This window comes from Streptomyces shenzhenensis, from assembly GCF_021462265.1.
GTDB lineage: Bacteria > Actinomycetota > Actinomycetes > Streptomycetales > Streptomycetaceae > Streptomyces > Streptomyces shenzhenensis.
The window spans coordinates 50,731-69,011 of the sequence record NZ_JAJONF010000052.1 but is presented as its reverse complement, the minus strand read 5'-3'; the positions used below and the strand labels follow the sequence as shown (position 1 = coordinate 69,011).

The window sequence follows — 18,281 nt, the reverse complement described above, 5'->3', positions numbered from 1 at the left end:
CGAGTTCGTGGAGAGGGCCACGAAGTGCTTGGCCACCGCCTTGTCGTCGCCCAGAGCGTCGAGCAGCCAGGTGCGCGCCGAGGTCGCGTTGGTGATCGTCTCGATCGTGGTGAACGTCTTCGACGCGACGATGAACAGCGTCTCCGCCGGGTCCAGGTCGCGGGTCGCCTCGTGCAGGTCGGCGCCGTCCACGTTGGACACGAAACGGAACGTCAGCTCCCGTGCGCTGAACGCCCGCAGGGCCTCGTAGGCCATCGCCGGGCCGAGGTCGGAGCCGCCGATGCCGATGTTGACGACGTTCCTGATGCGCTTGCCGGTGTGGCCGGTCCAGGCGCCGGAGCGGACCCGCTCGGCGAAGTCGCCCATCTTGTCGAGCACGGCGTGCACGGACGGGACCACATTGGTCCCGTCGACCTCGACCACCGCGTCGCGCGGGGCGCGCAGGGCGGTGTGCAGGACCGCCCGCTGCTCGGTGATGTTGATCTTCTCGCCGCGGAACATGGCGTCCCGCAGCCCGAACACGTCGGTGGCGGCGGCCAGTTCCTGGAGCAGGGCGAGGGTCTCGTCCGTGATCAGGTGCTTGCTGTAGTCGATGTACAGGTCGCCGACCCGTACGACGTACCGCTCGGCGCGCGCCGGATCGGCCGCGAACAGCTCACGCAGGACGCGCTGGCCCGCGGCCCGGTGGTCCTCCAGGGCGGCCCACTCCGGCCGCCGGGTGAGCTCGGGGGTGTCAGACATGGGAGACGGTCTCCTTGGTCCCCTCGCCCCGGAGGGCGATGGCGTACATCTCGTCCGCGTCGAGGCGGCGCAGTTCCTCGGCGATGAGTTCGGAGGTGGGGCGGACCTTCAGGGCGAGGGTGCGCGGCGGCTGGCCCGGCAGGGTCAGGGTCGCGAGCGGGCCCTCGGGGCGGTCGATGACGATCTCGCCGGTGGCGGTCCCGAGCCGTACCTTCGTGACGACCGGGCCGGGGGAGGGCACGCGGTCCACCGTGACCTTCAGCCGCGCCTCCAGCCAGCGGGCGAGGAGTTCGGCGCTGGGGTTGTCCGCCTCGGCCTCGACGGCCGCCGAGGTCACCGTGGTCCGGGCCTGGTCGAGGGCGGCGGCCAGCATGGACCGCCACAGGGTGAGCCGGGTCCAGGCGAGGTCGGTGTCGCCGGGCGCGTAGTTGCGGGCGCGGGTCTCCAGGACCTGCATCGGCCGCTCGACCGCGTACAGGTCGGTGATCCGGCGCTGGGCGAGCGCGCCGAGCGGGTCCTTGGACGGGGTGTCGGGGGCCTCCACCGGCCACCACACGACCACCGGGGCGTCCGGCAGCAGCAGCGGCAGGACGACGGAGTCGGCGTGGTCGGAGACGTCGCCGTAGGTGCGCAGCACGACCGTCTCGCCGGTGCCGGCCTCGGAGCCCACCCGGACCTCGGCGTCCAGGCGGGACGAGGTGCGGTCGCGCAGGGTGCGGGAGTGCCGCTTGATGACGACCAGGGTGCGCGAGGGGTGCTCGTGCGAGGCCTCCTCGGCCGCCTTGATCGAGTCGTAGGCGTTCTCCTCGTCCGTGACGATCACCATCGTCAGGACCATGCCCACGGCCGGGGTTCCGATGGCGCGGCGACCCTGCACCAGCGCCTTGTTGATCTTGCTTGCCGTGGTGTCCGTCAGGTCGATCTTCATGGCCTGCGCCAGCTCCGTCCGTCTCGTGCGAGCATCTCGTCGGCTTCCTGCGGTCCCCAGCTGCCCGACTCGTACTGTGCGGGCTTACCATGCTTTGCCCAGTACGTCTCGATCGGGTCGAGGATCTTCCAGGACTCTTCCACTTCCTGGTGACGAGGGAACAAATTGGCGTCGCCGAGCAGCACGTCCAGGATGAGTCGCTCGTACGCCTCCGGGCTGGACTCCGTGAACGACTCGCCGTACGCGAAGTCCATCGTCACGTCCCGGATCTCCATCGAGGTGCCCGGCACCTTGGAGCCGAACCGGACGGTCATGCCCTCGTCGGGCTGGACGCGGATGACGATCGCGTTGGCGCCCAGCTCCTCGGTGGCCGTGGAGTCGAAGGGGGAGTGCGGGGCCCGCTGGAAGACCACCGCGATCTCGGTGACCCGGCGGCCGAGCCGCTTGCCGGTGCGCAGGTAGAAGGGGACGCCCGCCCAGCGGCGGTTGTCGATCTCGAGTTTGACGGCCGCGTAGGTGTCGGTCTTCGACCCGGGGTCGATACCGTCCTCCTGGAGGTAGCCGATCACCTTCTCGCCGCCCTGCCAGCCCTCGGCGTACTGGCCGCGCACGGTGTGCCTGCCCAGGTCCTCCGGGAGCTGGACCGACTTCAGGACCTTCAGCTTCTCGGTGAGCAGCGCGTCCGCGTCGAACGCGATCGGCTCCTCCATCGCGGTGAGCGCCATCAGCTGGAGCAGGTGGTTCTGGATGACGTCCCGGGCCGAGCCGATGCCGTCGTAGTAGCCGGCGCGGCCGCCGATGCCGATGTCCTCGGCCATGGTGATCTGGACGTGGTCGACGTACGACCGGTTCCAGATCGGCTCGTACATCTGGTTGGCGAAGCGCAGCGCCAGGATGTTCTGGACGGTCTCCTTGCCCAGGTAGTGGTCGATGCGGAACACCTGGTCCGGATCGAACACGTCGTGCACGACCGCGTTCAGGTCCTGCGCCGACTTCAGGTCGTGGCCGAAGGGCTTCTCGATGACGGCCCGCCGCCAGGACCCGGCCGGCGGGGTCGCCAGGCCGACCTTCTTCAGCTGCCGCACGACCTTCGGGAAGAACTTCGGCGGCACGGAGAGATAGAACGCGAAGTTGCCGCCGGTGCCCCGGGAGTTGTCCAGCTCGTCGACGGCCGCCTTGAGCTGCTTGAACGCGGTGTCGTCGTCGAAGTCGCCGGGGATGAACCGCATGCCTTCGGCGAGCTGCTGCCAGACCTCCTCCCGGAAGGGGGTCCGGGCGTGCTCGCGCACCGCGTCGTGGACGACCTGGGCGAAGTCCTGGTCCTCCCAGTCCCGGCGGGCGAAGCCGACGAGGGAGAAGCCCGGCGGCAGCAGGCCGCGGTTGGCCAGGTCGTAGACGGCCGGCATCAGTTTCTTGCGGGACAGGTCACCGGTCACCCCGAAGATGACCAGGCCCGACGGGCCCGCGACTCGCGGCAGCCGCCGGTCGCGCGCGTCGCGCAATGGGTTGTCCCAGTCGGCGGCGGGCACCACCGGCACCCGCACCTCCTTGGCGGTCTCGCTCATTACGCCTCAACTCCCTTGCTGTTCAGGGACTTCGTGACGGCGTCCAGCAGTTCCTGCCAGGCCACCGCGAACTTGGCGACGCCCTCGTCCTCCAGCTTGCCCACGACCTCGTCGTAGGAGATGCCGAGCCGCTCCACCGCCGCCAGATCGGCACGGGCCCGGTCGTAGCCGCCCGTCACCGTGTCGCCGTGGATGTCACCGTGGTCGGCGGTCGCGTTCAGCGTCGCCTCCGGCATGGTGTTGACGGTGCCGGGTGCCACCAGCTCGTCGACGTAGAGGGTGTCCTTGTACGCCGGGTCCTTCACGCCGGTGGAGGCCCACAGGGGGCGCTGCCGGTTCGCGCCGGCCGCCGCCAGGGCCGCCCAGCGCTCGCCGGCGAAGACCCCTTCGTAGGCCTCGTAGGCCAGCCGCGCGTTGGCCAGTGCCGCCCTGCCCTTCAGCGCGAGCGCCTCGTCGGTGCCGATGACGGTCAGCCGCTTGTCGATCTCGCTGTCGACGCGGGAGACGAAGAAGGACGCCACGGAGTGGATCGTGGAGAGGTCCAGGCCCTTGGCGGCGGCCTGCTCCAGGCCCGCCAGGTAGGCGGCCATGACCTCGCGGTAGCGTTCCAGCGAGAAGATCAGCGTGACGTTGACGCTGATGCCCTCGGCGATGACCGCGGCGATCGCCGGGAGACCGGCCCTGGTCGCCGGGATCTTGATCATCACGTTGGGGCGGTCGACCAGCCAGGCGAGCTGCTTGGCCTCGGCGACGGTGGCGGCGGTGTCGTGGGCGAGGCGGGGATCGACCTCGATGGACACCCGGCCGTCTGTGCCGTGTGACACATCGTATACAGAAGACAGGACATCGGCGGCGGCCCGCACATCCTGCGTCGTCATCATCCGCACGGCCTCCTCGACCGTGACACCCCGCACGGCGAGGTCGGCGAGCTGCTCCTCGTACCCCTCACCGGAGCCGATGGCGGCCTGGAAGATCGACGGGTTCGTGGTCACGCCCACGACGTTCTTCTCCGCGACGAGCTCGGCGAGGTTGCCGGTGCTGATCCGCTTGCGCGACAGGTCGTCCAGCCAGATCGAGACGCCCTCGTCGGTCAGGCGCTTCAGTGCTCCCGCGGTGGCGGTTGCTTCGGTCACAGCGATCATCTTCCTCTACTGAACTGTTTTTTGCTCTGGCTGGTGGATCAGGCGGTACGGGCGGCGGCGAGCGACTCGCGGGCCGCGGCCGCCACGTGCTCGGCGGTGAAGCCGAACTCGGCGAACAGGGTCTTGGCATCGGCGGAAGCGCCGAAGTGCTCCAGGGAGACGATCCGTCCGGCGTCGCCCACGAAGCGGTACCAGGTCAGGCCGATCCCGGCCTCGACGGCGACCCGCGCCCGCACGGCCGGCGGCAGGACGCTCTCGCGGTACTCGCGGGGCTGCTCCTCGAACCACTCCACGGACGGCATCGACACCACCCGGGTGCCGATCCCCTCGGCCTCCAGGAGGTCACGTGCCGCGACGGCGAGTTGCACCTCGGAACCGGTGGCGATGAGGACCACCTCCGGGGTCCCGGCCGACGACTCGCGCAGCACGTAGCCGCCCTTGGCCGCGTCCGGGTTCGGCGCGTACGTCGGCACGCCCTGACGGGTCAGCGCGAGGCCGTGCGGGGCGGGGTGCGTGGCGTGCCGCTTCAAGATCTCGGCCCAGGCCGTCGCGGTCTCGTTGGCGTCGGCCGGGCGGACCACGTTCAGGCCCGGGATGGCGCGCAGCGCGGCCAGGTGCTCGACCGGCTGGTGGGTCGGGCCGTCCTCGCCGAGCCCGATGGAGTCGTGCGTCCAGACGTACGTCACGGGCAGCTGCATCAGGGCCGACATGCGGACCGCGTTGCGCATGTAGTCGGAGAACACCAGGAAGGTGCCGCCGTAGATGCGGGTGTTGCCGTGCAGGGCGATGCCGTTCATCTCGGCGGCCATCGAGAACTCGCGGATGCCGAAGTGGACGGTGCGACCGTACGGGTCCGCCCCGGGCAGCGGGTTGCCCTTCGGCAGGAACGAGGACGTCTTGTCGATGGTGGTGTTGTTCGAGCCCGCGAGGTCGGCGGAGCCGCCCCACAGCTCGGGCAGCACCGCGCCGAGCGCCTGGAGGACCTTTCCGGAGGCGGCGCGGGTGGCGACGGAGCCGCCCTCCTCGAAGACGGGGAGCTCGGACTCCCAGCCCTCGGGGAGCTGACCGGCCACGACCCGGTCGAAGAGCCGCGCCTGCTCCTCGTTCCGGCCGCGCCACTCGGCGATGCGCTTGTCCCAGGCGGCATGGGCCTCGGCGCCCCGGTCGAGGGCGCGGTGGGTGTGGGCCAGGACGTCGGTGTCGACCTGGAAGCTTTGCTCGGGGTCGAAGCCGAGGACGCGCTTGGTGGCGGCGACCTCGTCGGCGCCGAGCGCGGAGCCGTGCGAGGCCTCGGTGTTCCGGGCGTTCGGGGCGGGCCAGGCGATGATCGTGCGCATCGCGATGATCGACGGCCGCTCGGTCTCGGCCTGCGCCGCCTTCAGGGCCGTGTACAGGGCGTGGACGTCGACGTCGCCCTCGGCGGTGGGCTCGATGCGCTGGGTGTGCCAGCCGTAGGCCTCGTACCGCCCCAGGACGTCTTCCGAGAACGCGGTCGCGGTGTCGCCCTCGATGGAGATGTGGTTGTCGTCGTAGACGAAGACCAGGTTGCCGAGCTTCTGGTGGCCGGCCAGCGAGGAGGCCTCGGCGGAGACGCCCTCCTCCAGGTCGCCGTCGGAGACGATCGCCCAGATGGTGTGGTCGAAGGGGGAGGTGCCCTCGGGGGCCTGCGGGTCGAACAGGCCGCGCTCGTAGCGGGCGGCCATCGCCATGCCGACGGCGTTGGCGACGCCCTGGCCGAGGGGGCCGGTGGTGGTCTCGACACCGGCGGTGTGGCCGTACTCGGGGTGGCCGGGCGTCTTGGACCGGTGGGTGCGGAACGCCTTCAGGTCGTCCAGCTCCAGCTCGTACCCGGCGAGGAACAGCTGGGTGTAGAGGGTGAGCGAGGTGTGCCCGGGGGAGAGGACGAAGCGGTCCCGCCCGGTCCACTCGGGGTCGGCCGGGTCGTGACGCATCACCTTTTGAAAGATCGTGTACGCGGCCGGCGCCAGGCTCATCGCGGTGCCAGGGTGCCCGTTGCCGACCCGCTGCACGGCGTCGGCCGCAAGGAGGCGCGCGGTGTCCACGGCACGCCGGTCGAGGTCGGTCCACTCGAAGCCGTCGTCGAAGCCCACTGATGTCTGCGTGCTCATCTTCAAGAAGTCCTCGTTCGAAGCGGTCTGGCTGGCGTGACGCGTTCAAAAGTAAAAGTCTGACTTTTAAGAGGGAAGGTCGGAGTGTGTCAGCCTGTGGTGAAAGTGGGACACGGATCTTCGACAGAGATGGGCACGAGAAGGACATGGCGGACAGAACGCCCAATGAGCCGGGTGACGGTGACGGAATCAGAACCCTCCCCTTCCCGGTGGATCTGAGCGTCGGCGGCGTCGGCATCCAGGTCGGCCCGCTCGGGACCGAACGCCTCTGGCACGCCGACGACCCGCTGGAGCGCGTCCACCGCATCGACTTCCACGTGGTGATGCTCTTCACCGACGGCCCGGTCCGGCACATGATCGACTTCGCCGAGTACGAGGCCCGGGCCGGCGACCTGCTCTGGATCCGGCCGGGCCAGGTGCACCGCTTCTCACGGACCTGCGAGTACCGCGGAACCGTCCTGACCATGCAACCCGGCTTTCTGCCGCGGGCGATCGTCGAGGCGACCGGCCTCTACCGCTACGACCTGCCGCCCCTGCTCCGCCCCGAGGCACCGCAACTCGCCGCGGTCCAGGCGTCGCTCGCCAATCTGCAACGCGAGTACGAGGACGCCGAAACGCTCCCCCTGAGCCTGCACACCTCGGTTCTGCGGCACTCCCTGACGGCGTTTCTCCTGCGCCTCGCCCATCTCGCGGCCAGTTCGGCGGAGGCGGCGCGCCGCCAGGCCGACACGACCTTCACCCTCTTCCGGGACGCGGTGGAGAAGGACTTCGCCACCAACCACAGCGTCAGCGGCTACGCGGACGCCCTCGGTTACTCCCGCCGCACCCTGGTCCGCGCGGTCCGCGCCGCGACCGGCGAGACCCCCAAGGGCTTCATCGACAAGCGGGTCGTCCTGGAGGCCAAACGCCTCCTCGCCCACACGGACCTGCCGATCGGCCGGGTCGGCGCGGCGATCGGCTTCCCGGACGCGGCGAACTTCTCCAAGTTCTTCCACCTGCACACCGGGCAGACGCCGGTGGCGTTCCGTGCAGAGTTGCGCTGACACGACGGCGGCGCCGGAGGGGATCCCTCCGGCGCCGCGTGCCCGACTCCCTTTGTCAGTGCCCGAAGTCGAACCAGTTCACGTTCACGAAGTCCGCCGGCTGGCCGCTGCTGAAGGTCAGGTAGACGTCGTGGGTGCCCGTCACCGAACTGATGTTGGCCGGGACCGTGGTCCAGTTCTGCCAGCCGCCGGTGCCGCCGACCGCGAAGCTGCCGATGGGGGAGTTGGACGGGCTGTCCAGACGCACCTGGACCAGACCGCTCACCCCGGACGCCGCGCCGCTCGCCACCCTCGCGTAGAACTGGGTGGCCGGCGTGGAGCCGAAGTCGACGCCCTTGTACAGCGCCCAGTCGCCGTTGGCGATGTACCCGATGTCCTGGCCGCCGCCGGTGTCGGTGGTGGTCTCGGTGGTGACGCCGGACTGGCTGTCGTACGACTCCGCCTGGATGGCGCTGTAGGCGTTCCGGTTGCCGCTCGGCGGCGGGGTGGTACCGCTCCCGCTGGACTGCAGCACCTGGACGTAGTCGACGACCATCGGGTGTCCGGATTCGGTGGCGCTGGTCGGACCGCCGCCGAACGCGCCGGGGAAGCCGCCGCCCATCGCCACGTTCAGGATGACGAAGAAGCCGTGGTTGGTGGCGTTCGTCCAGGTGGTGGCGTCGACCTGGCTGGAGGTCACCGTCTGGTAGTTGACCCCGTCGACGTAGAAGCGGATCGCCTCCGGGCTCACCGAGCGGTCCCACTCCATGGTGTAGGTGTGGAAGCCGGACTGGCAGGTGGTGTTGGGGCAGGCGGTCGAGTTGCCGAGGCCCGTCGTCTCGTTGCAGGGGCCGCCCGGGTTGGTGCCGCAGTGCATGGTCGCCCAGACCTTGTTCAGGCCCTGCACGTTCTCCATGATGTCCAGCTCGCCGACGCCCGGCCAGTTCTGGTAGTTGCCCCGGTAGGGCGCGCCCAGCATCCAGAACGCGGGCCAGTAGCCGTAGGCGGCGGTGCCGGTGACGTTCGGCATCTGGATGCGGGCCTCGACGCGCAGCTTGCCGCCGGCCGGGGGCTGGAAATCGGTGCGGGTGGTCTCGATCCGGCCCGACGTCCAGTTGCCGGCCGAGTCCCGCACCGGCGTGATCTTCAGGTTGCCGCTGCCGTCCAGGGCGACGTTGGCGGTGCTCGACGTCATCGTCTCGACCTCGCCGGTGCCCCAGTTGGCGGCGCCTCCGGGATACGAGGTCCCGGTGTCGTACTGCCAGTCGGAGGTGTTGACGCCGGTGCCGGCCGAGCCGTTGAAGTCGTCGAGGAAGACCTGGTTCCAGCCGGACGGCACGCCGGGCGCCGAGGCGCTGGCGGGAAGGGTCGCGGTCGTGGCGGCCGCGACCGCCAGGCCCATGGTGGCGAGCGCGGCGAGCAGGGCGCGGCGCGGCGAGCGCCGCCGTCTGCGATCCGCGACGGGTATACCGGAGGTTTCACTCATGGGGGTGCCTCTCGGGTACGGAAGGGAGTGCGGGGGTGTCACTCCGAGGGCGCCAGGACTGCCGGAGGCTGTCCGAGACTGTCCTGAGAGCGCTCTCAAAGTGCGCCCAATGTGCTCTCCGTGCCTGCGGCCGTCAAGAGTTAAAACAAAGAATCTCCTTGTTTCTCATGGGAGTTCACGCTCTGAAGCCGGCCGCTCGGTAGTGCCGGTCCCGGCCCGGTCACGACGAGAAGGTGGCGTGCACGGCGGGTTTGAGCACCTCCCGGCACCAGGTCCGGAAGTCGGTCGCCGTGATCGTCGCGGTGGCCCAGTCCGCGTCGTAGATGCCGCCGTCCTGGGCGGCGAAGGTCTCGACGAGGTCCCTGACCATCCGGTCGCCGGCTCCGCGGGAGCGCAGCGTCGCGGCGTACTCGTCCACGGTGACGCGGCGGTAGACGACGGGTGTTTCGAGTTCCTCGCTGATCACTTCGGCCATGCCGTCGGGCGTGAGGCGGTCGGGGCCGAACAGGGGCAGCTCGGCCTGCCCGGCCCAGGACAGGTCGGTGAGCAGGCCGGCTGCGGCCTGTGCGATGTCACATGTCGCGATCGTGGCCAGTGGCTGGTCGCCGGCGCAGGTCAGGGAGAACGCGCCGTGCCGGCGGATCGCGTCGAGCTGGCCGAGCAGGTTCTCCATGTAGAAGGGCAGGGCGAGCGCCCGGTAGGCCGCACCTGACGCAGCCAGTTGCACGTCCATGGCGAAGGCCGCGGAGAGCACGCCGGCCGGGCTTGTCCACCCGTGTCCGGCGCTGCTCACCCCGACCAGATGGCTGACACCGTGGCGGGCCACGGCCGCGGCGCCGGCCCGGGCGAAGGAGAGGTAGTGCTCCATGGTGCTCGGGGCGGCCGGGTTCGGGGGGACCAGCCAGAACAGGGCGTCGGCTCCGGGCAGCGCCTTGTCGAGCACGGCCGGATCCTCGTGGGAGCCTTCGACGAGCTCGACCTGCTCGCTGACCTCCTGGTCGAGGCGCGAGGCGTCGCGCGCGACGAGCCGGAGCGCGCAGCCCTGGTCGAGCAGCCGCCGCACGAGCCGGCTGCCGATGCGTCCGGTCGGTGTGGTGACGACGATCACCGGTGTCCTCCTTAAAATGAACCTGAACTCCGGTTCCGAATCTAAGACGGACCGTCCATGGCGTCAACTACCCTGAACGTCATGACCACCCGGGATCACTCGCTGCGCGCCGACGCCCGGCGCAACCGCGAAACCATCCTCGACGCGGCCAGTGAACTGTTCGCCCAGCGCGGCGACAGCGTGCAGATGGACGAGATCGCCGAGCGTGCCGGCCTGGGAGTGGGCACCCTGTATCGGCACTTCACCGACAAGCGGGCCCTGCGGGCCGCGATCATCGGCCGCCGCTTCGAAGCCATCACCAGCCTCGCCCGAACCGCCGAGCGGATCGAGGACCCATGGGCGGCGTTCGAGACGCTGCTGTACCGGTACCTGGAATCCGCGGAGCCCGATGCCGCGTTCCGCTTCGCGCTCCTCGGCTCGCAGGAGCCGGACTGGGACGTCATCGACGCCGAGAAGACCGCGTTCGCGGCGATCGCCGAGAGCATCGTGCAGCGCGCCGTCGACGCCGGCCGCCTGCGCTCCGACTTCCGCGCCTCCGATTTCGTGCTCATCACCCGAGGCGCGATGGCGAACATGGCCGGCGCCGGCGACTGGCGCCGGCATCTGACCCTGCAACTCGAAGGCATCCGCGCGCCGGAAACCACGGAAGAATAAACTGCTCAGCCTTGGAACAGCAGGCCATCAGGGGGCGCTGGGCACGGATCGAGAGCTGATCAGCGAGTCGCTCCGGTGAGGTCTTCCCCGGCTGCGGTCCGGTCGGCCACGTGCCGGGCCCCCGCCGCGGCGGCACCTGACCCAGTGCCCACGCCCAGGCGGCCTCGCCCGGCTCCCGGTACACCTCGCTCGCCGGCCCCCGGTCACGCCGCCCCGCCTGTCCCGTCGTCCGGTCCGGGCTGCCAGCCCAGCGCCCGGGATATCCCGCGGGCCGCCAGCCGCACCGCCGGGACCAGCACCGGCACCTGGGCATCCGCCTCGGGCACCACCACCGAGACGGCCGCGACCACCTGTCCGCTCGCCCCGCGCACCGGAGCCGCCACCGACAGCGCGTCGTCGGTGACCTGACGTCTGCTCACCGCCGCCCCGGTACGCCGGACTTCGGCCAGCGAGCGGCGCAGTCCGGCCGGATCCGTGACCGTGTAGGGCGTGAAGGACGCCAACGGGCCCGCACAGTAGTCCTGCTGGAAGCCGGCCGTCTCGTGCGCGAGCAGCGCGAGTCCCACCCCGGTCGCGTGCAGCGGCCAGCGGGCGCCCACCCGGATGTGCACGCCCACCGCCGACCGTCCCGACAGCCACTCGATGTAGACGACCTCCGCCCCGTCCCGGACCGCCAGCTGCACGTTCTCGTGCGTCGCCTCGTACAGGTCCTCCAGGTAAGGCAGCGCGACCTGGCGCAGCGCCAGACCGCGCGGCGCCAGCGCGGCCAGTTCCCAGAGACGCAGGCCCACGTGGTAGGTGCCGTCCGCGTCCCGCTCCAGCGCGCCCCATGAGGTGAGCGCACCGACCAGCCGGTGCGTGGTGGTCAGGGAGAGCCCGGCGCGGCGGCTGATGCCCGACAGGCTCAGCGCCGTGTGCCCGTGGTCGAAGGCGGCCAGGACCGCGAGCAGCCGGTCGGGTGCCGAACGGGTGACGGCGGTCATGGCCGGTCGGCGACGCGCAGCAGCAGGGCGTGCAGCGTCGCCCGCTCTGCCGCGTCGAGCGGGCCCAGCAGATCGTTCGTCACGCGTCGGCCCGCCTCGTCGGTGTCCCGCAGGAACGCCCGGCCGGCGCCGGTCAGGACGACGATCCGGCTGCGGCGGTCGTCGGGGGAGGGGCGCCGCTCGGCGAAACCCAGCTTCTCCAGGTCGTCGACCAGGCCGACGATCGCGCTCGGGTCGTAGCCGAGCCGGGTGCTCAGCTCCCGCTGGAGCGAGCCATCCGACGTGGCGAGAAACCGCAGCACCGCGTAGTGGCGCAGTCGCAGCCCCGACTCCTGGAGGAACGTGTTGAAGACCTGCCCCGAGCGCAGGCCCAGGCGGTACAGCAGGTACCCCGTGTCCGCGTGCAGCTCGCGCATCCACGGCTCGTCCGCGTCGATCGAGGTCGGGTTCTCGGGGTGCTGGCGGGTGATGGCGGTCTCCCTGCTACGGGCCCCGGCGGCGGGGCGGTCTGTCGCGCAGATTCCAGCATGAGGCACCCATGGGATGACAACAACTATTGACGTCAACAATTATTGCTCTTAGCTTCGATCTCGAAGTCGCAGGCGGCCCTCCGGCCGCCACCGTCGTCTGTGAAGGGACCGACCGTGCCCACCATCGATCTCACCGGCAAGGCCGCCGTCGTCACCGGCAGCGGCCGGGGCCTCGGCCTCGCCTACGCCCGTGCCCTGGCCGCCCGCGGCGCCCGCGTGGTCGTCAACGACGTGGACGAGACCGTCGCCGACCAGGCCGTGAAGTCCATCGCCGAGGCCGGCGGCACCGCCGTCGCCGAGGTGGTCCCGGTCGGCACCGCCGAAGCCGCGGACCGCCTCGTGAGCAGGGCCGTACAGGAGTTCGGCCGTCTCGACATCCTGGTCACCAACGCGGGCATCCTGCGCGACAAGGTGCTGTGGAAGATGACCGACGACGACTTCGACGCCGTCGTCACCACCCACCTCAAGGGCACCTTCACCTGCGCCCGCGCCGCCGCCGTCCGGATGCGCGAGCAGGGCGAGGGCGGCACCCTGATCCTGGTCGGCTCCCCGGCCGGCCAGCGCGGCAACTTCGGCCAGACCAACTACGCCGCCGCGAAGGCGGGCATCGCCGCCATGGCCCGTACCTGGTCGATGGAGCTGGGCCGGGCCGGCATCACCGTCAACGCGATCGTGCCGGTGGCCGCCACGGCGATGACCGAGACCATCCCCGCCTTCGCCCCGTACGTCGAGGCCATGAAGAACGGCGAGCCGCTCCCGGACTTCCTGCGCAAGGGCGAGGGCTTCGGCACCCCCGAGGACTGCGCGGCCCTCGTCCCCTTCCTGGCCTCCGAGGCGGCCCGCTCGATCACCGGCCAGGCCATCGGCATCGGCGGCGACAAGGTGGCACTCTGGTCGCATCCGCAGGAGATCAGGGCGGCCTACGCCGACGGCGGCTGGACCCCGGACACCCTGGCCGACGCCTTCGCCACCTCGGTCGGCGCCGAACTCCAGACGGTCGGCATCCCGGCGCCCAAGCTCCCGGAGGCATGATGGACATCGCGACATTGACGGCGATCGACGTGCACACGCACGCCGAGGTCTCCGCCAAGGGCCACTCCTCCCTCGACGACGACCTGCACGACGCCTCCTCGGCCTACTTCAAGGTCGAGGGCAAGCGGAAGCCGACGATCGAGGAGACGGCCGCCTACTACCGGGAGCGGAACATGGCCGCCGTGATCTTCACGGTGGACGCCGAGTCCGCGACCGGCACCGCGCCGGTCCCCAACGAGGAGGTCGCCGAGGCCGCGGCCGCCAACGCCGACGTGCTGATCCCCTTCGCCTCCGTCGACCCCTTCCGCGGCAGGGCCGGGGTCCGGCAGGCCCGCCGCCTGGTCGAGGAGTACGGGGTGAAGGGCTTCAAGTTCCACCCCTCCATCCAGGGCTTCTTCCCGAACGACCGCGCGGTGGCGTACGGCCTCTACGAGGTGATCGAGGAGACCGGCACCATCGCCCTCTTCCACACCGGCCAGACCGGCATCGGCGCCGGCGTCCCGGGCGGCGGCGGGATCCGGCTGAAGTACAGCAACCCGCTCCACGTGGACGACGTGGCGGCCGACTTCCCGCACCTGAAGATCATCCTGGCGCACCCGTCCTTCCCCTGGCAGGACGAGGCCCTCGCCGTCGCCACCCACAAGCCGGGCGTGCACATCGACCTGTCCGGCTGGTCGCCGAAGTACTTCCCGCCGCAGCTCGTCCAGTACGCCAACACGCTGCTCAAGGACAAGGTGCTGTTCGGCTCCGACTTCCCCGTCCTCACCCCCGACCGGTGGCTCGCCGACTTCGGGAAACTGCCGATCAAGGACGAGGTCCGGCCGAAGATCCTCAAGGAGAACGCCGCCCGCCTGCTCGGGCTGACCACGCCGTAAGGGACCGCAGATGCGCAACGAGGGACTGGGCTCGTGGCCCGCACGCCGGGCCCGCAAGACCCCGCACCGCACGGCCTTGGTGTCCGGCGAGCAGTCGGCCGACTACCGCACCCTGTACACCCGCACCACCCGCCTGGCCCACGCCCTGCGCGCCCGGGGCATCCGCCGCGGCGACCGCATCGGCTACCTCGGCCCCAACCACCCCGCCTACCTGGAGACCCTGTTCGCGGCCGGCACCCTCGGCGCGGTCTTCGTCCCGCTCAACACCCGCCTGGCCGGCCCCGAGATCGCCTACCAGCTCGCCGACTCCGGCGCCAAGGCCCTCCTCTACGGCCCCTCGCACGCGGGTCTGGTCGCGGGCCTGCCCGGCACAAGCGACGTCCGGACCTACGTCGAAGTGGGCGCCGAGTACGAGGAGTTGCTGGCCGCGGCGGCCGAGGACCCGATCGACGAACCGGTCGTCCCCGACGACACCTGCATCATCATGTACACCTCGGGGACGACCGGCCGCCCCAAGGGCGCGATGCTCACGCACGGCAACCTCACCTGGAACGCGCTGAACGTCCTGGTCGACACCGACCTGATCGCCGACGAACGCGCCCTGGTCTCGGCCCCGTTGTTCCACACGGCCGGCCTCAACATGCTTACCCTCCCGGTCCTCCTCAAGGGCGGCACCTGTGTCCTGGTCGAGGCCTTCGACCCGGCCAGGACCCTCGACCTGATCGAAGAGCACCGGATCACCTTCATGTTCGGGGTCCCCACGATGTTCGAACAGGTGGCCCGCCACCCCCGCTGGCCGGACGCCGACCTCTCCTCCCTGCGCATCCTCACCTGCGGCGGCTCCCCGGTCCCCACTCCGCTGATCGCCAGGTACCAGGAGAGAGGACTGACGTTCCTCCAGGGCTACGGCATGACGGAGGCCGCGCCCGGCACCCTCTTCCTCGACGCCGAACACGCCGTCAGCAAGGCGGGCTCGGCCGGCGTACCGCACTTCTTCAGCGACGTACGGGTCGTGCGGCCCGACCTGACCCGGGTCGACGTCGGCGAGACCGGCGAGGTCGTCGTCCGCGGACCCCATGTCATGCCCGGCTACTGGGGGCTGCCCGAGGAGACCGCGGCCTCCTTCGCGGACGGCTGGTTCCGCAGCGGTGACGCGGCCCGGGTCGACGAGGACGGCTACGTCTTCATCGTCGACCGCCTCAAGGACATGATCATCTCCGGCGGCGAGAACATCTATCCCGCCGAGATCGAGGACCTGCTCCTCGGCCACCCCGGCATCGCCGAGTGCGCGGTGATCGGCGTACCGGACGACACCTGGGGCGAGGTGCCGCGCGCGGTGGTCGTACCGCGCGAAGACGCCGTCCTCGACGCCGACGAGATCCTGGCCTCGCTCTCCGGCCGCCTCGCCAGGTACAAGCTCCCCAAGTCCGTGGTGCTCGCCGACGAACTCCCGCGCACCGCATCCGGAAAACTCCTCAAGTCCCAGGTGCGCAAGCGCTACGGCACCGACTCCTGAGTAAGGAAAGCCACATGACCGTCACCGTCAACGGCCTCGACGAACTGAAGAAGCTCGCGGGCAGCGACCTGGGCACCAGCGAGTGGATCGAGGTCACCCAGGACCGTATCGACACCTTCGCCGACGCGACCGGCGACCACCAGTGGATCCACGTCGACCCCGAGCGGGCGGCCGCGGGCCCCTTCGGCGCCCCCATCGCCCACGGCTACCTCACCCTGTCGTTGTTCATCCCCCTGTTCACCGAGCTGCTGGACGTGCAGGGCGTCACCACGAAGGTCAACTACGGTCTGAACAAGGTGCGTTTCCCGGCCCCGGTGAAGGCCGGCTCCCGGATCCGGCTGGCCGGCCGGCTGACGGACGTCGAGGACGTGCCGGGCGGCGTGCAGATCGTCGTCGACGGCACGATCGAGATCGACGGCGGGACCAAGCCCGCCGCCGTGCTGCAGAGCCTCTCGCGGTTCTACGCGTAGGGCTCGGGCCGGTGCGGTGGGGGCCACCCGTGGACGACGAGCCCCGTAAGGGGCGCGGGGAACTGCGCGACCGGCCCCCACCGGCCCGAAGCCGAACGGGACGCTCAGCCCACCACGTCCCACGAAGACCGGGTCGATCGGGACACGCGGCGTGCACGTACCCCGGCGGCCGGACACGTCCTTCGGCCGCACCCCCCTCGTGTCCGGCGTCTGTCACAGGAGTCAGTGGGTCATGAAGGACGAGACGGGCAGCGCCCGGGAGACGATCCGGACGTCGCCGAGGCGGCCGTGCAGGATCTGGTCGATCCGGTCCGCGTACTCGTAGCCGCCGAGCAGCCAGGGCTTCCCGGCCGAGGCGATGCCGACCGCGGCGGCGTGCGGGTTGCGGGCGACCGGACAGCCCTGCACGTACATCGTGGTGTGCCTGCCGTCGTTGACGACGGCGAGGTGCCACCAGATCCCGGGGTCGGTCTCGTCGCCCCAGTTGGTGGCCAGCTGCCGCTGGTTGAGCGGGTGCACGGCCCACTGCGGGCCCGGACCGTCGGAGATGGAGAGCGTGGCCAGCGGCTCGTCCGGGTCGTCGGTGACGGTGCCGACCGAGCCGTTGCGGCCGGTGCGGCTGACCAGACCGGACCATGCGTTGTGCGCGGCGCTCCAGTCGGCGGGCAGCCGGTAGAACGCCTCGATGGTGTAACCGTCCTTGAAGGTCGCCGAGTTGAGCGGGGCGCCGTCGACGGTCCGCAGGTATGCGCCGGTCAGCGGGGACTTGTAGCCCGTGAACTCCAGACTGCCGTGGCCCGGCTGGTCCGGGTGGTGGTCCGCCGACCAGCCCAGGGTGCCGCCGCCCACCGAGACCACGGTGAGGTCGTTGCCGTTGCCGGACAGGTCACGGACGGTGTCCACGACGGCCGAGTCGAACCGCCAGTAGGCGGCCGTGCCCCGGACCAGCAGCTGCGACGCGGGCCGCGCCGGGCGGACCGGCACCGGGTCGAAGCCGGCGAAGCGCTCCGCGAAGTCGATGCCGACGGAGAAGCGGTCCGCGTCGCCGCTCAGCTCCATCTCCTGCCGCTCCAGCTCGTTGAGGCCCTTCTTGGCCCGGCCGAGGATCCACGGCGAGACCGTCTCCACGTCGATGACGTCGCGGTCCAGGTCGAAGTGGTAGAGGCGGATCATCGCCGCACCGCCGAAGTAGCGGTTCTGGTAGTTCGTCAGGTGCAGGTGCACCTCGTTGCCGGCCGCGTTCTTGCGGGTCGCGCGGCCCGCCGGCCAGTAGTGCCCGTTCAGGGTGAGAAAGATCTGGTCGTGCTCGTTGATCAGCCGGTCCCACAGCTGCTGTCCGTACGACGACAACTCGTCGTCGCCCACGACCAGTTCGTGCGTGGTGAGGATGACGGGTGCCTTCGGGTGGGCGGCGATGACGTCCTTCGCCCAGGCGTAGCCCTTGGCCGACAGCCGCCAGTCCAGCGCCAGGACCAGCCACTCACGCCCGGCCGCCCGGAACAGGTGGCAGGTGTTGTAGCCGTCCGAGGACGCTCCGGCGAACGTCGGCCTGTCCTTGAACCGCTGCGGGCCGAACGCGTCCAGGTAGGGCGTCGCGCCACGCTGGTCGTCCGTGGACGACCTGATGTCGTGGTTGCCGGCCAGCACGCTGTAGCCGACCCCGCGGCGGTCGAGGATCCCGAACGCCTTGCTGATCGCGGCGAACTCCTCCGGCGCACCGTTCTGGGTGAGGTCGCCGAGGTGGGACAGGAAGACGATGTTCTCGTCGGCGGCACCGCCCTGCTCCAGCAGATAGTGCAGCGAGGCCTCGACGGGCGCCGGGTTGATGCTCGGCCCGTCGAAGAGGTACTGGGTGTCGGGCATCACCGCGAGGGTGAAGCGCCGGCTCTCCGGGTCGGGCCGCCGGCCGGAACCGGAGGACGCCTCGGCGACGGCCGGCAGCGCGACCCCGGCGGTGGCGGCGGCACCGAGCAGCGCGGTGGCCCTGAGGAAGTTGCGTCTCCCGGCTCCGGCCTGCGCGGCCTCACCCTGGATGTGGTCATGCGAAGTACACACGAGTGCTCCGTGAGTAAGCAGAAGTGACGGGGAGGGGCGTGGGGG

The 18,281-nt window shown here is 70.7% G+C and carries 16 protein-coding genes; 6 read left to right on the top strand and 10 right to left on the bottom strand.

Translation table 11 applies throughout. The features are described 5' to 3' along the window. From LQ326_RS40255 to tkt, 5 genes are all read right to left on the bottom strand, one after another. A partial coding sequence (locus LQ326_RS40255) for a phosphoglucose isomerase-related protein (protein ID WP_491074093.1) occupies nucleotides 1–741 on the bottom strand: 741 nt, incomplete at its 3' end. Continuing rightward, on the bottom strand, nucleotides 734–1,669 hold the full coding sequence (opcA, locus tag LQ326_RS40250; protein ID WP_234544031.1) for a glucose-6-phosphate dehydrogenase assembly protein OpcA: 936 nt from the start codon (nucleotides 1,667–1,669) through the stop codon (nucleotides 734–736). The genes opcA and LQ326_RS40255, both read right to left, overlap by 8 nt. Then, nucleotides 1,666–3,234, bottom strand: a complete 1,569-nt coding sequence (zwf, locus tag LQ326_RS40245; RefSeq protein ID WP_234544030.1) for a glucose-6-phosphate dehydrogenase — start codon at nucleotides 3,232–3,234, stop codon at nucleotides 1,666–1,668. The genes opcA and zwf overlap by 4 nt, the downstream gene beginning before the upstream one ends. After that, nucleotides 3,234–4,376: a transaldolase gene (gene tal / locus LQ326_RS40240; protein ID WP_234544029.1), complete on the bottom strand. Its 1,143-nt coding sequence runs from the start codon at nucleotides 4,374–4,376 to the stop codon at nucleotides 3,234–3,236. The genes zwf and tal overlap by 1 nt, the downstream gene beginning before the upstream one ends. A gap of 38 nt (nucleotides 4,377–4,414) precedes the next feature. After that, nucleotides 4,415–6,505, bottom strand: a complete 2,091-nt coding sequence (tkt, locus tag LQ326_RS40235) for a transketolase (protein ID WP_234544028.1) — start codon at nucleotides 6,503–6,505, stop codon at nucleotides 4,415–4,417. A gap of 146 nt (nucleotides 6,506–6,651) precedes the next feature. On the opposite strand from tkt, the gene LQ326_RS40230 reads away from it, so the two are divergent. Next, complete coding sequence (locus LQ326_RS40230; protein WP_234544027.1) at nucleotides 6,652–7,548, top strand: helix-turn-helix domain-containing protein; 897 nt, start codon at nucleotides 6,652–6,654, stop codon at nucleotides 7,546–7,548. A gap of 55 nt (nucleotides 7,549–7,603) precedes the next feature. Here LQ326_RS40230 and LQ326_RS40225 read toward each other — a convergent pair whose 3' ends face one another. After that, the gene (locus LQ326_RS40225) at nucleotides 7,604–9,013 is read right to left on the bottom strand and encodes a glycoside hydrolase family 16 protein (RefSeq protein ID WP_234544026.1); all 1,410 of its coding nucleotides are present in this window, start codon (nucleotides 9,011–9,013) and stop codon (nucleotides 7,604–7,606) included. A 220-nt stretch (nucleotides 9,014–9,233) separates the two neighbouring features. Then, complete coding sequence (locus LQ326_RS40220) at nucleotides 9,234–10,121, bottom strand: NAD(P)H-binding protein (RefSeq protein ID WP_234544025.1); 888 nt, start codon at nucleotides 10,119–10,121, stop codon at nucleotides 9,234–9,236. An 81-nt stretch (nucleotides 10,122–10,202) separates the two neighbouring features. Here LQ326_RS40220 and LQ326_RS40215 point away from each other — a divergent pair, with 81 nt between their 5' ends. Further along, nucleotides 10,203–10,775 carry a TetR/AcrR family transcriptional regulator gene (locus LQ326_RS40215; protein ID WP_234544024.1) on the top strand — a complete coding sequence of 191 codons (573 nt, stop codon included), beginning with the start codon at nucleotides 10,203–10,205 and terminating at the stop codon, nucleotides 10,773–10,775. Between the two features lie 203 nt (nucleotides 10,776–10,978). Here the strand turns inward: LQ326_RS40215 and LQ326_RS40210 are convergent, their stop codons facing one another. Both LQ326_RS40210 and LQ326_RS40205 read right to left on the bottom strand, forming a co-directional pair. Continuing rightward, nucleotides 10,979–11,758: an IclR family transcriptional regulator gene (locus tag LQ326_RS40210; protein ID WP_234544023.1), complete on the bottom strand. Its 780-nt coding sequence runs from the start codon at nucleotides 11,756–11,758 to the stop codon at nucleotides 10,979–10,981. Further along, the gene (locus LQ326_RS40205; RefSeq protein WP_234544036.1) at nucleotides 11,755–12,174 is read right to left on the bottom strand and encodes a MarR family winged helix-turn-helix transcriptional regulator; all 420 of its coding nucleotides are present in this window, start codon (nucleotides 12,172–12,174) and stop codon (nucleotides 11,755–11,757) included. The genes LQ326_RS40210 and LQ326_RS40205 overlap by 4 nt, the downstream gene beginning before the upstream one ends. 228 nt (nucleotides 12,175–12,402) lie before the next feature. Between LQ326_RS40205 and LQ326_RS40200 the strand changes: the two genes are divergently transcribed. The 4 genes from LQ326_RS40200 to LQ326_RS40185 are packed head-to-tail and all read left to right on the top strand — an operon-like array spanning nucleotide 12,403 to nucleotide 16,181. Continuing rightward, nucleotides 12,403–13,320 (top strand): SDR family NAD(P)-dependent oxidoreductase, encoded by a 918-nt coding sequence (locus LQ326_RS40200; RefSeq protein WP_308402127.1) that lies wholly within the window; start codon nucleotides 12,403–12,405, stop codon nucleotides 13,318–13,320. Further along, on the top strand, nucleotides 13,320–14,195 hold the full coding sequence (locus LQ326_RS40195; protein ID WP_234544034.1) for an amidohydrolase family protein: 876 nt from the start codon (nucleotides 13,320–13,322) through the stop codon (nucleotides 14,193–14,195). The genes LQ326_RS40200 and LQ326_RS40195 overlap by 1 nt, the downstream gene beginning before the upstream one ends. Nucleotides 14,196–14,205: 10 nt before the next feature. Beyond that, the gene (locus tag LQ326_RS40190) at nucleotides 14,206–15,711 is read left to right on the top strand and encodes an acyl-CoA synthetase (protein ID WP_234544022.1); all 1,506 of its coding nucleotides are present in this window, start codon (nucleotides 14,206–14,208) and stop codon (nucleotides 15,709–15,711) included. 14 nt (nucleotides 15,712–15,725) lie between these two features. Next, complete coding sequence (locus LQ326_RS40185) at nucleotides 15,726–16,181, top strand: MaoC family dehydratase (RefSeq protein WP_181805486.1); 456 nt, start codon at nucleotides 15,726–15,728, stop codon at nucleotides 16,179–16,181. Nucleotides 16,182–16,403: 222 nt separating this feature from the next. Here LQ326_RS40185 and LQ326_RS40180 read toward each other — a convergent pair whose 3' ends face one another. Next, nucleotides 16,404–18,236, bottom strand: coding sequence for a LamG-like jellyroll fold domain-containing protein (locus LQ326_RS40180; protein WP_234544021.1), 1,833 nt, complete (start codon nucleotides 18,234–18,236; stop codon nucleotides 16,404–16,406). Nucleotides 18,237–18,281: the final 45 nt, after the last annotated feature.